Origin of the sequence: Pseudoalteromonas sp. P1-16-1b (assembly GCF_001401785.1) — a bacterium.
In the GTDB taxonomy this organism is placed as follows: domain Bacteria; phylum Pseudomonadota; class Gammaproteobacteria; order Enterobacterales; family Alteromonadaceae; genus Pseudoalteromonas; species Pseudoalteromonas undina.
The window spans coordinates 113984-128531 of the sequence record NZ_LKGQ01000007.1 but is presented as its reverse complement, the minus strand read 5'-3'; the positions used below and the strand labels follow the sequence as shown (position 1 = coordinate 128531).

At 42.4% G+C, this 14548-nt stretch carries 10 protein-coding genes; 5 read left to right on the top strand and 5 right to left on the bottom strand.

The window, feature by feature from the left end:
• Positions 1-58 precede the first annotated feature (58 nt).
• The 3 genes from AN392_RS07575 to AN392_RS07565 all read right to left on the bottom strand — a co-directional run bounded on the left by AN392_RS07575 (position 59) and on the right by AN392_RS07565 (position 7282).
• On the bottom strand, positions 59-3280 hold the full coding sequence (locus AN392_RS07575; protein WP_082424794.1) for a S41 family peptidase: 3222 nt from the start codon (positions 3278-3280) through the stop codon (positions 59-61).
• Between the two features lie 154 nt (positions 3281-3434).
• The gene (locus tag AN392_RS07570) at positions 3435-4832 is read right to left on the bottom strand and encodes a hypothetical protein (protein ID WP_055012360.1); all 1398 of its coding nucleotides are present in this window, start codon (positions 4830-4832) and stop codon (positions 3435-3437) included.
• Positions 4833-4864: 32 nt separating this feature from the next.
• Positions 4865-7282, bottom strand: coding sequence for a TonB-dependent receptor (locus tag AN392_RS07565; protein WP_055012359.1), 2418 nt, complete (start codon positions 7280-7282; stop codon positions 4865-4867).
• A gap of 332 nt (positions 7283-7614) precedes the next feature.
• Here AN392_RS07565 and AN392_RS07560 point away from each other — a divergent pair, with 332 nt between their 5' ends.
• The 3 genes from AN392_RS07560 to AN392_RS07550 all read left to right on the top strand — a co-directional run bounded on the left by AN392_RS07560 (position 7615) and on the right by AN392_RS07550 (position 9432).
• Positions 7615-8106: a Fur family transcriptional regulator gene (locus tag AN392_RS07560; protein ID WP_055012375.1), complete on the top strand. Its 492-nt coding sequence runs from the start codon at positions 7615-7617 to the stop codon at positions 8104-8106.
• On the top strand, positions 8106-8522 hold the full coding sequence (locus AN392_RS07555; protein WP_055012358.1) for a MerC domain-containing protein: 417 nt from the start codon (positions 8106-8108) through the stop codon (positions 8520-8522). The genes AN392_RS07560 and AN392_RS07555 overlap by 1 nt, the downstream gene beginning before the upstream one ends.
• A gap of 73 nt (positions 8523-8595) precedes the next feature.
• Positions 8596-9432, top strand: coding sequence for an alpha/beta hydrolase (locus AN392_RS07550; RefSeq protein WP_055012357.1), 837 nt, complete (start codon positions 8596-8598; stop codon positions 9430-9432).
• A 44-nt stretch (positions 9433-9476) separates the two neighbouring features.
• Here AN392_RS07550 and AN392_RS07545 read toward each other — a convergent pair whose 3' ends face one another.
• Both AN392_RS07545 and AN392_RS07540 read right to left on the bottom strand, forming a co-directional pair.
• On the bottom strand, positions 9477-10379 hold the full coding sequence (locus AN392_RS07545; RefSeq protein ID WP_010392193.1) for a homocysteine S-methyltransferase family protein: 903 nt from the start codon (positions 10377-10379) through the stop codon (positions 9477-9479).
• A gap of 174 nt (positions 10380-10553) precedes the next feature.
• Entirely contained in the window at positions 10554-10799 is a 246-nt protein-coding gene (locus AN392_RS07540) for a DUF3297 family protein (RefSeq protein ID WP_008112798.1), read from the bottom strand.
• Between the two features lie 300 nt (positions 10800-11099).
• Between AN392_RS07540 and AN392_RS07535 the strand changes: the two genes are divergently transcribed.
• Both AN392_RS07535 and AN392_RS07530 read left to right on the top strand, forming a co-directional pair.
• A complete protein-coding gene (locus AN392_RS07535) occupies positions 11100-12689 on the top strand; it encodes an alkaline phosphatase (protein WP_055012356.1) in 1590 nt (529 codons plus the stop codon).
• Positions 12690-12700: 11 nt separating this feature from the next.
• On the top strand, positions 12701-14494 hold the full coding sequence (locus AN392_RS07530) for an alkaline phosphatase (RefSeq protein ID WP_010392197.1): 1794 nt from the start codon (positions 12701-12703) through the stop codon (positions 14492-14494).
• Positions 14495-14548: the final 54 nt, after the last annotated feature.

Here is a 14548-nt window from a genome sequence, read left to right as displayed (position 1 = left end):
AACCCTGCAAATTTGCAGGGTTTTTTATTGGTATTAGCTTGTTTAGCTATGCAGCAAATTAAAACTTAGAAGGTGCTGGTGGTATCACTAAGGGTTGTTTAGGATTTTCTTTAAGCTCCTTTAATAACTCTTGTACAGCACGCTCTATTGATGGATCTTGGCCTTTATAAATAAGCTCTGGACGATCAATTACTTTAATATCTGGTGCAACACCTTCGTTTTCTATGATCCAGTTACCTTTTGTGTCTAAAATACGGAATGTAGCAGCAATTACTTGTCCGCCGTCTACAAGGCTTGGGTTACCAGAAATACCAATTAAGCCACCCCATGTACGGGTACCAATTAGCTTACCTAGACCAGCCTGGCGGAAGTAGTAAGGGATTGCGTCACCACCAGAACTTGAATAGCCATTTATTAGCATGGCTTTAGGACCATTGTGCGCAAACTGCGGTGTTTTAGTTGGCTCTACACCACGGCGTTTCCAATAGTTAAGCGGTTTACGCGCAAGCCAAGTGATCATATGCTCAGGAATAAAACCACCGCCATTGTAACGGTCATCAATAATCATGGCATCTTTGGTTGTTTGCGGCATGTAGTTTTTAAACATGGCGCGGTTACCCTCATAGGCTGTATTTGGCAGGTGCACATAGCCAATACGCCCATTTGATAGCTTATTAACGTAGGCTGCACGCGAGTTAACCCAATCTAAATAACGTAGACCTTGCTCACTGGCTACCGGTTTTACTGTTACTTGCCACGCACCTTTGCTACGCGGTTTGCTGTTTAGCACTAGCTCTACTTGCTCGCCTTGGGTGTTTTCAAGGAGTTCGTAAAAGTTAGCAACGTCTTTAACCGAGCGGCCATTTACCGCAATAATGTAATCGCCGTTATGTGCTTTTACACCAGTAGTCCCCAGCGGTGAGCGGAAATCGTCATGCCAGTTTTCACCTTTAAAGATTTGCTCTATTTTTACGTAACCAGATGGGTCGCTTGCAAGCTTAGCGCCTAATAAACCGTGATTTTTACGTTCGGCTTTTGGCATATCGCCCGATTGCACGTAAATATGACCTGAGTTAATTTCGCCGGCAATTTCGCTAAGTACGTAATCAAGGTCGCTACGGTGGCTAATAGCATCAGCCATAGGTTGGTATTTAGCTAAAATAGCATCCCAATCTTGACCGTGGTGATTTTCGTCGTAGAACCAGTCACGCAGTGTGCGCCAGCCTTCTACGTACATTTGTTGCCACTCAGCTTGCGGGTTGATTTTAAGCGTCATTTTGCTTAAATCTAGCTTGTTGGCGTCTAGGTCTTGCTTTGGTTTAGGCTCTATTAAGCTGTAACCGCCACTTGTGTGTACAAGTAGGTGTTCGCTGTTGCTCGATATAGTGTAATTGCTAACACCTTTAGCGACTGTTTCTAGCTCACTGTCGTGCTCGGTACCTATAAGTTGTAATGCGCCATTAGCAAGCGTCAGTACGCCGCCTTTTACTGCGGTTAAGCCACGGTAATCGCCCGCTGGCGCGTTAAGAGCGGTAACACGCTGCATAAAGTCGCTGCTTTGCAGTGTGTTTTTAACTTTTTTGTCGTCTTCTTTTTCGTCGTCATCGTCTTTTACAATCGTGGTTTCATCACTTTGTAAGGCAATAAGCGGTTTAACACTGTCGTTTACTGCGGCCGCATAAATACGGGTGGCGCGGTTAAACATGTAGTCAAACTCGTAACTGCTAAACGCAAGGTTAAAGTCGCGCTCAGAGCTAAAGTAAAGGTATTGGCCATCTGGCGAAAAGGTTGGGTTTTGCTCGTTACTCATTTCGTCTGTTAGGCGCGTCACCTTTTCTTTTTTAAGGTTGTAGTGCCACAGTGAGGCATAACGGTTTTCATTATTTTTAACAAATACAATGTCTTGGCTGTTAGGCGACCAAGTATATTGAGTAATGCCGTCTTCGTCGTAAATACCGGTATCAATTTTGTGTTGCTTGCCCGATTTTGCATCTAACCACCAAAGTGTGTTGTTTTTATCTGAAAACAACAACTTAGAGCTATCTGGTGACCAAATGGGCGTAAAGCGCCAAATAGTGCCATTGCTAGTGAGTTGCTTAATAGCATTATTTTTACTGCGATCTTTTAGGTAAATTTCGTACTCGCCGCTTTCATCGCTCATGTAGGCTATGTAGCGCCCATTTGGTGACCAGCTTGCATCTATTTCGCGGCTTTTCTCTGTGTAAGATAAGTTGCGTGTAGGCCCTTGTTTAATTGGTACACTAAACAGCTCACCACGGGCAGTAAATACAGCACGTTTACCATCGTGAGAGAGCGACATAGAATCAATAAAATCGCTAACATTTTTGCTATACGGCATTGCGTACTGGCGCACGCCAGCAATATTAATGCTTAGCTTAGCGCTTTCTTGTGTTTTTGCGTCAAAGCGATATAAATAACCGCCGTTTTCATAAACAATCGCATTTGGGCCAGCTGAAGGCCAAAGTACGTCAAAGTTTTTATAGTTGGTAAGTTTTTTTGGTTCGCTGCCTTTGCGGTACTGATAAAGGTTTAGCGTGTAATCACGGTCAGACACAAAGTAAATATCGTCACCAACCCAAGTTGGTTGCTGGTCGGTTGCACGGTTTGTAGTTAGTTGTTCTGATGTGTTTTTTTCTAAATCATAAATCCATACATCTTGCGCACGACCACCACGAGTACGTTTCCACGTACGAAATTCTCGATCAATTGGCGTATAAACATATTTGCTGCCATCTGGAGATAGCATGCCGCCACCAGTTTCTGGAATCGCTAATGGCTTTTCAAGTCCGCCATCTGCAGGAACCATGTAAGGGCGGCCCATACGTTTTCCCCATGGTGTGCGGTTAGCTCTAAATACCACATTTTTACCATCGGCGGTCCAATCTAAAACGCGGTAATCAAAACCTCCACGCGGTGGCATTGGGCCAACGTCATTATAATAAGTAAGTTGCTTTAGGTTTGAACCGTCACTGTTGATCACATAAATTTGTCGGCTACCGTTATACTCGGCTGAAAATGCAATGCGCTTACCGTCAGGGGAAAACTTAGGAAATGTTTCAAAGCCAATATGGTCGGTTAAGCGTTTGCTTTCGCCTGTTTGCGTATTCGCAATATAAATATCGCCACTGTAGACAAAAGTAACGGTTTGGTTATGGATATCTGGAAAGCGGAGTAAACGAGTGTCTTTAGTCTCATAGGCCGATACACCCGGCGCGATTGCTGCAGCCAAGGCAAGAGCCAATGTTGTTAGTTTTTTCATGGAATTACATCCTATATTAATAGCTATCCCATCATAACAATAAGGTGCAAAATAGCGATGCACTTACCATAAAAGGTCTGTTACAAAATGTGAATAAAAAAGGTTGGCATTAAAATGCCAACCTTCAAGGGAGTACTCTTTTTAAAACGTAAAATTAATGTACGTGGTCGTGCTCTTCCTCTTGTGCAATACCTAACCAAGTGATCGCGGCTGGTGGGAATGTAAGTTCTAGTTCACCTTCAATTTCTAAGTCTTCTAGGTGTACTTGCACAACGTGTTGGGCTATTGGGTCGGCTACGTAAGCAAACTGACCATTTTGCGCTACAGTCATACTAAACTTCATGCCTTCAGGCATTGTTGTTACATCTTCTTGTGTAATATCAACTTGACCTGTTAGCTCCCAGTGTATGTGACCGTCGTGCGCATGCGCCTCAAGCACGTTTAAAAAACCAAGGCTGTCTAAAACTAAAAAGTGCTCACCGTTGGCAGAAAAAGAGTAAGAAATAGCGCTTGCGCCATCAGCTAGTTGCCATTCAAATTCTTCCATTTCAGCTTTCGCAGGATTTATACTCACAATCACAGCAGGGCCGCCGCCGTGACCAGATGCAACACCAATAAAGGTTTCGCTGCCCTCATGGCCGTATATACTACCAATGCGTAAGTCACCTACTGCAGCAATATTTGCTACTTTTTCAGCGTGGTATTCGTCATCATGCTGGTGGGCTAATAGCACACCGTCACTACAGCCGAAGGCTACGTAATCATGGTTTTGTGCTGCGCCGTGCAAATCAGGGCATGTTAACTCTAACGTTTGTTCAAGTTCGTATTCGCCATCATGAAAATGATAAACACCCACTTGGTCAGGCAGGATTTTAGCGTTTGATGTACTTTGAGCATCATCGCGGCGAATGGTCGCTAATAAATGCTCTCCACGAGGCTCAGCGACGCCGTGCATATTAATGTCGTAACTAATACCTGGTAAGGTCGCTGTTGCGTTTGTTATGTCGTTATCTGTTAATACTTCAACAGACGCAGTTGTGCCTGATGCTGCATCACCATCGTAAAATACCGCTAATTTACCATCGTGCTTTACCAAGTGAGTAGGGCGACTGCCGCTAGTTAGCTCATAACTGCTAAACTCAGGGCTTTGTTCGTAATCATGAAGGTGTGCGCCGTGATCTTCACGCCATAAGCCACCGTCTATAAAGCCGAGGTAATCTTGAGCGCGGCTAGCAATCACGGCATAACGAAAGTCAGGCGACGACGATAGCGTGTTTGAATCATTAGTAAGAGTGAATGTATCAAGAAGCTCATTGTCGTCTAAGTCGAAAAAGTTCGCTTCGTTGCTATCGCCAGCAAGTATCGCAAGCCTACCTAATGAATCAATAGTGTATTCATCACCGTGGTCGCCACCATCGCCATGATCGTGGCCGTCATCAGGTACTTCTATTGGGTCTTTTTCAACAATGTTTGTTTCTGCATCACCACAAGCGGTGATTAATGTGCTGCTTATTGCCAGTGCAATTAATTTTAATTTGAATAGTTTAGTCATGTTAATTTCCTTTATTTATAATTTTTTAGCGCTTAAAAGTAACCGCGAATACCTAGTGCAAAGCTACGACCTGGACGTGGTGCTATATTCTTTAAAAATGAGCTATGCACGCGCGCTTCTGTGTCTGTTAAGTTAGTGCCACGTAGATACACAGACACATCTTGATTTAGCACTGATAAGTCATATGAAACGCTGGCATCAAGTATGGTGTAGCCGTTTGTGGTTGTTTCTTCTGGCGCGGTACGGTCTTGCTCTTGATAACGAGTTACGTGGAGGTGCGCACTCAGCTTATTTGTTTGGTAGTTAAACTCAGTACCAAAACGTAGCGGTGGTGTGCGTGGTAAATCGCCACCGTCTTTAAGGCGTGCACGAACGTAATCTGAGAATAAATCAACTTTAAACTCATCGGTTAACTGCCATGCAACTTGTGCTTCAAAGCCATGTAAAATTACGTCATCTGTTTTAAATAAATAAACTGGGAGTTCAGATGAGTGATCATGCTCGTCACCGTGGTCATGATTATGCTCATCACCATGGTCGTGGCCGCTTTCGGCGTATAGGCCTGTGTCGATTTGGTAATAATAATTGTCGACTTGGTTGTAGAAAGCATTAAGAATGAAACCGATATCACCTTGGATTTTACGAAACGTTAAATCAATATTGTTTGCTGTTTCTAGGTCAAGCGCTTGCTCAGATAAACCAAAATGGCCGTCTTCATGAATATCAAATAGTGCGCCTACTTCATAAGTACCAGTTCCAATGTGAGGGCCGAATGATAATAGCTCCGACACCGAAGGAGCACGCTCAGAACGAGATACCGACAAGCCTAAGTTGTAGCTAGGTGCAAAATCCCACACAACACCTGTTGATAAACTAACTGGTGTGAATTCTTGTTCTACGTCAAATACGCGAGTATTGCCGGCATGTTCTTCATGAGCATGATCGTCATGAACACCGGTGTCATCGTGTGCGTGTGCATCAATGTTAGGTAGTAACACGTTATCAGCATCGATGGTTACCCGTTCAACTCGGCCACCTAGTTGCACTAAAAAGTCACCAAAGTGTCTTTCTTCCATTAGTGCTATAGCAAAGCTTTGTGTTTGTGACGGTGGTGTGAATGCCTCAGAGCCTTGCGCTTCAACATCACTGTGTTTGTAATGAAAGCTCAAACCACCATTCCACTGCGCAAACGGGTTATGCATTAAGTCTACACGTAACTCATTGGTCTCATTTTCAAACGTGGTGCCCACTGCGCCATGTTCAATTTCAGCATGTTCGTAATCTGTAAAACCTGCGCGTAGGTTTACTCTATTAAGCCATTTGTTATCGAGGTTATATTCACCTAGCAACTGCACTTTAGTTTGTTCTAAGTCGGCATATACGCTTTCCTCAGCGCTATTAACATCTTCGCCACCATGGGTGTGGCCTGGAATGCCGTATTGACGATTAAATTGCTCAACAGCTATACCTACAAAACCTTGATCAAAGAGGTAGCTAGTACCTAAGGTAAAGCCGTCAGACTCCTCATTGCTGTTTGCAACGGTGTAATCGCCACTATGCTCTTCATGGTCATGGTCATGGTCATCGTGGGCTAATTCAGCGGCCACAGGGATTTCATAGTCATCAGCTTCATGCCAAAAGGCATCAGCATAAAATGCAAAAGAATCAGTGCCAGTAGTGGCATTTAATGAGGCGATTTTTTGATTATCAACAGAGTTGTGCTCAAGGTTCCATTCGCCGCGAGTTGTGCTGTCGGTAGGCACCCGATTATCAACTACATTAACCACACCACCAATGGCGCCGCTGCCATAAAATAATGTGGCAGGGCCACGTAATACTTCGATTTGTTTTGCGGTTGATGCCTCTGATGCGACTGAGTGATCAGGGCCAACGCGCGAAACATCACTGACATCAAGGCCATTTTGTGTAATTAGAACACGCGGCCCGCTTAAGCCACGAATAATAGGAGTACTGGCTACTTTTGCATGAAAGTTAGTATTAACCCCCGGGAGTTTTTCAAGGCTATCGCCAAGGGTTGCAGCTTGCTGCCGTCTTAATTGTTCGCCAGATAACACGCTAACGGGAGACGAGGATTCCATTGCCGACATGTGAATAGGCGTCGCTTCAATATCAATTACTTCAATGGGTGAACGTTCTAAGTTAAAGGTAATTGACTGGCTTTTATCATCACTAAATGTGATATCTCGATGCAGATGGGCATAACCAGGGGCGGTAATATGAAGTTCTTTTAAACCACTTTTTAAATCAGTTATTACGAACTTACCGCTTGCATCTGTTACTGCTGTTATATCTGAGCCTTCAACTTCTACAGTTGCATTAGTCACCACTTTACCTTGGTTGTTTAGAACAACACCTTCGATGGTATTTGCAAGTGCATTTGTTGGTAGTAGGGCTGCTATAAACAAAGCTAATTGAGATTTTCGTGTCATTTGAATTCCTTTGCGAATGTTATATTGTATCAATTGTGCTTGAAATGTTATATTGTATCAATAGTTAATTAACTAAAAATCACTCAGGATATATAATTTGGCTACTTCACCTTCATAACTTAAGTTTAATTTTTGTTTAAATTCAGTGTTTTAAGTGTTTCTGTCATTGTTTAGGTGTTGTTCGTGGGGAATCTGTTTGCTGTAAAGCAAAAGTTAGTTGTTACATTTATTTATCTCTAGTTAATAAATTTTTAGATAAAACCACAGCGGAGGCATTGAGCAACAAGGATGGCAAAGTTAAAACATCAGCCCACTACATTAGAGTGGGTAATATGAAAAAGCAGCGATTTAAAGAGATGATGGGTTTTGCGATAAAAAGATGTGAAGCCTTTGAAAAAAAATTAACGCCAAAACGTCAGCAGGTATTTGAAATTCTATTGAAAGCAAATAAACCTTTGTCTGCTTATGAGTTAACAGATCAATTTAATAAGCAAATAAATACACCGATTTTGGCAATGTCCGTTTATCGGATATTAGGTTTTTTAGAGTCGGTAGGTCTGGTACATAGATTAAAGTTAGAAAATAAGTTTATACCGTGCAGTCACGTTAATAATGATAGAGAGCATCAACTATCGATGTTTTTAATTTGTAGCTCTTGTAATAAAGCAAGTGAGGTGAATGACCTTAACAATTCGGTTAAATCTTTGTTTAGGGAACTGAAAATGAAAGGGTTTACGCCAGCAACTTCGCAATTAGAAATCTCAGGTGTTTGTTTTGGGTGCCAGCAAAGTACCGCTAACACAATTAAAAAGAAGGATAAATAATGAAGCTGACTCAAACAACAGCAGATAAGCTTGCCATTGGGCTTTCGTTAATGTGCACGGTACATTGTTTTGCAACACCGGTTATTTTAGCGCTGTTGCCAAGCTTTGCTGTACTACAAATAAATGCTGAACAGTTTCACTTATGGGTTCTTGCTGTAGTATTACCAACAAGCATATTAGCTTTGAGCTTAGGCTGTAAAAAGCACAAACGTACACGTTATATGGCGTGTGGAGTTGTTGGTCTAGCTTGTTTGATAATTGCAGTATTGCTAGGTCAAGAAGAGGCCGAAAAAGCGCTCACTTTAATTGGCTCCGCTTTTATCGCACTAGCCCATTGGTTTAATTACCAACAGTGTTTTAAAAAGAATAACGAAAATTGCCCCTGTTCAGGTGATAAATCAAATCAACTTGTTTAACACTGCCAGTGTTAAAAATAGCGACTATGTGGCATTGTAATTATAAATATCGTTTTTTAGGTAAACTAATTTAGTGAATACTGCTTTAAGGCTTTTGCTGTTACTTTGTGTTTTCATCTGTTTTAAATTAAGCGCAAATACCCCCTACGAGATCCCTAGAAGTAGTGTTATTGAGCTCACCGAACCTGCTACCAAGCGGGTGTATCCTATTTTTATCCAGCTACCTAAGTCATATGTAAAGGAGCCTAATAAAACGTATCCTGTTATTTATTTAACCGATGCGCCGTATGCATTTCCTATCGTTGCCGGTGCCACACGGTTTCCAATGAATAGCGGCAAAATGCAACAGGCTATTATTGTGGCGATCAGCTATGAAAAAGGCTCAAGAGGAGCTAGTAGTCGAGTTAGGGATTATACACCCACTCAATCCCTGAGCTGGAAAAAACAAACCGGTAACGCTAAAAATCATGCACTGTTTTTAAAAAATACTGTGCTGCCGTTTATCGAAAAAAGTTACCGAGCAAGCAACACGCAAAGAACGTATATAGGTAACTCGTTAGGCGGTTTATTTGGCGCTGCTGTTTTATTTACGATGCCTGAGCTATTTAGCAATTATATTATTGGCAGCCCGTCGGTTTGGTTTGATAATAATGCACTGCTAGCGTTAAAAGCGAATAAGCCCCAAATACCAATAAAGGTTTATGTATCTGTTGGGGCAAAGGAAACTCCAGCCTTTGGTGAAGGGCAAAATATGGTTGAAGGCGCAGCGCAACTTGTGAAAAAAATTAATGCGCTCAATAGTGATAATATAAAATTAAAAAGTATTGTTATTGAAGGGGCACAGCATGCAACCGCATTCCCAACCACCGCAATACAAGGGCTTGATTGGGTATTGGGAAGCAGTCAATAAGCTCGCAATGGATTTTCGATGCTTTTATAGTTAAATAATTGATATTAAATCGCTTTAATGTCGCTTTTCCACTTTACCAGCGCTGCTATAAATTCGGGGCCAATACCACAGCAGCCGCCAATAATTGTTGCGCCTAGGCTATGCCATTGTTTAGCAAATGCTACATACTCAGCAGGTGATAAATCGCGGTAACCTTGCGAGCCTTCATTGGCTTTATAATCACTGGCGATTGGTGTAAAACCATTCGCAAATGCTCCTAAATCAACATGTTTATTTTGCTGTTTTAGCACGCGATTAGTGTCGCGCAGCGCTTGTTCAATAACCTCGGGAATAGAGCAGTTAAAGAATATGCCCGCTATTTTATATTCGAGTAGTGCTAGGATAGCGTCTGATACTAATTCACCAGAGCGCAATGTCGCTTGTTCGCTTACTTCATCACTTAGGGTAAATGCGTAATAACATGGCTTGTTTGAATTCTTCAGTACGCTTGCCATTACCCGCGCTTCTTCAATGTTTGATATGGTTTCACCAATCCAGATATCTACATATTCGTCTTGTGCTTTATACAGGGTATCTAAAATAGTAAATGCGCGATCACTTTGGAAAAAATCAGCACGATACGAGCCAAAGGCAGGAGGCAGTGAACCGGCAACGAGTACCGTTTGCTTTGCGTTTTGAGTCACCTTTTTTGCAATAACCGCTGCCTGCTCAGCAAGCGCAGCACCTTTTGCTTGGTAAAGCGTTTCACCCAAGTGAAAGGGTACACATGCATAGCTGTTAACAGTAATTATTTCAGCGCCAGCATCTATAAAACCTTGGTGTGCTTGGGTTACACATTGCGGTGCTTCTATTAAAGCTTGCGCACTCCACAGTGGCTGTGAAAACGGCGCGCCCATGCGTTTGAGTTCACGACCCATGCCGCCATCTAATATTATTAACTTGCTCATAATGGACTTCTATACGTCTAAATAATTAAAGCTATTCAAACATACTTTTTGAAAATTCATAATGAAACTTCATCAGGTTGAGTATGAAAAAAGTTCAACATGTTAAAGCTGTTTTTAAAAGGCACAAAAAAAGCGACTACTCAAAAGTGTCGCTTTGTTTTAATAAGGCTTAGCTTACTTATAAAAGGCTTCTACTGTGCCTTTTACTTTCATAAGTAATGGCTGGCCGCGACGGTCTAGCGCTTTAGGTGCCGCTACTTTTATCCAACCTTCGCTGATGCAGTACTCTTCAACGTCAAAACGCTCTTTACCGTTAAGTGTAATACCGATTTCATGTTCAAATACTTCTTCTACATAAAATTTGCTACGTGGGTTAATAGACAGTTGATTAGGTAATTCTGGTTTGTTTGTATCAGTCATAATAGTGATCTGCGTTGAATTAATTATGCGCTATTGTAGGCAATAGCAAGCTTAGGCTCAAGCAAGAGATCAATAAACTAATATATTGTGACGTGCTTTTATAGAGCTGTTACATATATTATGAGAAGGGTTAAGCAGTCGATGGAAATACAAAGTAGGTGTTATTGATATAAAATTTGGCTGTCACCTTCTTGTCATTAAAATTACCTTTATTAGTAACATCTATTTCCTATAGTGCAGCGGTTGATGTTTTTGAGCTCACAGTTTTTAAAAATAACCACTACATAATGGGAATTACGGATGAAAATTAAAAAAGTCGCTGCGGCAATCGCACTCACCTGTGCGTTTAGTGCCGTTAGTCATGCCAATGTTCTACCGCAAAGTCAAAAAGACAGCAGCTGGTACAGTGCTGCACAAACAAAACTAACAACTAAAACAACGCAAGCACAAGCGGTTAAAAGCACCAAAGCTAAAAATGTAATATTATTTGTTGGTGATGGCATGGGTATTTCTACCTTAACAGCAGCGCGCATTTTACAAGGTCAACGAAACAACCAGCTCGGTGAAGAAGGCTATTTAAGCTTTGAAAAATTCCCGTACTCAGCACAAGTTAAAACCTACAACGTTGACGCACAAACACCAGATTCAGCAGGCACCATGACAGCAATGATCTCAGGGGTAAAAACCGATGTGGGTGTTATTGGGGTTGATGAGAAGGTTGAACGAGGTAACTGTACAACGGCTATCGGTAATGAGTTATTAACAGCCACGGAGCTGGCTGAAATTAAAGGTTTAGCTACCGGTGTTGTTTCAACTGCACGTATCACTCATGCGACACCGGGTGCAACGTATGCTAAATCGGCTGATCGCAACTGGGAAGATATCTCAGACATGCCAGAGGCAGCAGTTAATGCAGGCTGTGAAGATATTGCCTCACAGCTAGTTAACTTTGAAAAAAACCTAGAAGCGCGTTTTATAGGTACCGATATTGATGGTTTAGACTTTGTAATGGGTGGCGGCCGTCGTCACTTTTTACCTAAAGATGCATCTGCAAATTCAAATGATGCAATGAGCGCCGTAGAAGGCGATCGTACTGATGAGCGCAACCTTGTTACTGAATGGCAAACACAATATCCAAATGGCACTTATGTGATGGATCAAGCTGGGTTTGATGCTATTGCCGATGATGCAACTCAAGTCTTTGGCTTATTTAACGAATCGCACATGCAATACGAAGCTGACCGTGCCAACGATATAGCTGGTGAGCCGTCGCTTACCGATATGACAACTAAAGCGATTGATGTACTGGGTAAAAACGAAAAAGGCTTTTTCTTAACCGTAGAGTCGGGCCGTATTGACCATGCTCACCATGCGGGTAATGCTTTTAACGCACTTAACGACACTATTGAATTTGCAAAAGCCGTTCAAGCTGCCGTTGATAGCACCGACCCTGAAGAAACGCTTATTTTAGTTACAGCCGATCACAGCCATGTGTTTACTATTGCAGGCTACCCGAAACGTGGTAACCCAATTTTAGGTAAAGTGGTTGGTGTTGGCCAAACTACACCAACGCTAGCTGCTGATAACATGCCATACACCACAGTAGGTTATGCAAATGGCCTCGGTTTTAGAAACTTAGTTGATGAAACGGATGCAGATGCAAGCTATGAAACAGCTGCGGTTGCAGGACGTGTTGAGCTAAATGGTGTTGATACAAATACGCCAGGTTTTCACCAAGAGGCTACTGTTCCACTTGGCTCTGAAACGCATGCAGGTGAAGATATTTCACTGCATGCAATGGGCCCAGGTGCTCACCTTGCTCAAGGTGTTATAGAACAAAACGTTGTATTTCATTTAATTAATCAAGCTCTTGAACTAACTCAGCAATAATGGCGGCTCACATGAATAAATTAACAGTACTTTCTTTAGCAGTAATGGTCGCATTAACTGGGTGTTCGAGTGATGACGACAAAAACAGTAATAATATTTTAGCGGTAGATAACCAAATCGCAGTAGGCTCAGCACAATGTGTTAATGGCGGCGTAGAAACGCAAAGCGGTGTTGATACCAATACTAATGGGCAATTAGAGAGCAGCGAAGTAACGCACACTAACTTAGTATGTAACGACCCAGCTACCTCATTAACGAGTGAACAGCTCGCTTCATTAAGTAATAATGCTTGGTTTAGCGACGCACAAACTAAACTTGCTAGTGCGCAAGATGCAGCAAGTAAGGTAGTAACAGAGTCAGGTAAAGCGAAAAACGTGATCTTGTTTGTTGGTGATGGTATGGGTATTTCTACTATAACGGCAGCGCGTATTTTAGCAGGGCAATTGCAGGGTGAAATGGGTGAAGATCACCAATTAAGCTTTGAAACTATGCCGTATTCTGGGTTTGTAAAAACTTATAACGTAGATGCACAAACACCTGATTCTGCCGGTACGATGACAGCAATGGCCTCTGGTGTAAAAACCGATGTGGGTGTAATTGGTATTGATGAAGCGGTTGAGCGTGGTAATTGTGCATCAGGCAAAGGGCATGAGCTTGTTACTTCGTTAGAGCTTGCTGAAATTGCCGGTAAATCTACCGGTATTGTTTCTACGGCACGTATTACCCATGCAACGCCTGCGGCAACTTATGCTAAGTCGGCTGATCGTAACTGGGAAGATATTTCAGATATGCCAGCTTCAGAGTCAGCCAATTGTGAAGATATTGCTTCACAGCTGGTTAATTTTGAAAAGAACTTAGAAGCCCGTTTCAGTGGTGTTGATGTAGACGGAATCGAAGTGGTTATGGGTGGCGGGCGTCGTCATTTTTTACCTAAAGATGCAGCCTTTAATTCTGCAGATGCGGTGAGTGCTGTTGAAGGCGACCGTACTGATGCGCGTAATTTAGTGACAGAATGGCAAACAACTTACCCGACTGGTACTTACGTAATGGATCAAACTGGGTTTGATGCCATTAGCGATGATGCCACAAAGGTATTTGGTTTATTTAACGAATCGCACATGCAATACGAAGCTGATCGCGGTAACGATATCGCTGGTGAGCCTTCGCTATCGCAAATGACCGAAAAAGCTATTAATGTTTTAGATAACAATGATAAAGGCTTTTTCTTAACAGTTGAGTCGGGCCGTATTGATCACGCCCACCATGCGGGTAACGCTTACAATGCATTAAACGACACTATTGAGTTAGCGAATGCAGTAAAAGTGGCGATGGAAAATACTAACCCAGAAGAAACACTAATCGTGGTCACGGCCGATCACAGCCATGTGTTTACTATTGCGGGTTACCCTAAGCGTGGCAACCCAATATTGGGTAAAGTGGTTGGTGTAGGCCAAACAGAGCCAAGCTTAGCTGCCGATGATATGCCTTATACTACGGTTGGTTACACTAATGGTGGTGGCTTTAGAGACTTAGGCAATGAAACCGATGCAGATGAAGGATATAACTTTGCACCCGTTACAGGGCGCGTTGATTTAAGCAATGTTGATACTACAACGCCGGGCTTTCACCAAGAAGCACTTGTGCCACTATCATCAGAAACCCATGCGGGTGAAGATGTGGGTGTGTATGCAACCGGACCTGGTGCCCACTTAGTGACCGGAACTAATGAGCAAAGCTTTTTATTCCATGTAATGGACTTTGCCGCAGATTTTGTAAAAGCGGCGGATGAAAAAGTAGCGCAATAAATTAACTAGCAAAACAGACAGCCCGCACATTGTGCGGGCTTTTTTGTGTCATAC